The 260-nt window shown below is 66.2% G+C and carries 1 protein-coding gene; it reads left to right on the forward strand.

The window, feature by feature from the left end; genetic code table 11:
• Positions 1 to 260: aromatic amino acid lyase (locus AC0L2O_RS36960; RefSeq protein WP_473373230.1), on the forward strand; the 260-nt coding region annotated here is incomplete at both ends.

The following is a 260-nucleotide window of genomic DNA, read 5'->3' on the forward strand; positions in this document are numbered from 1 at the left end:
CGGCAGCGGCACTCGTCTCGGAAAACAAGCAGAAGGCCTATCCGGCCAGCGTTGATTCGATCCCGACCTCGGCCAACCAGGAAGACCACGTCTCGATGGCAGCACATGGCGCGCGCCGGTTGATCGGCATGGTTGAGAATGCGACGGCGGTCGTCGGCATCGAATTGCTGGCCGCCGCGCAAGGCTGCGATTTTCATGCGCCGCTGGCGTCGAGTGCGCCGCTCGAAGCGGTGCGCAGGCTGGTCAGGGCCGAGGTGCCG

The organism is Bradyrhizobium sp. Kon10, assembly GCF_055807395.1.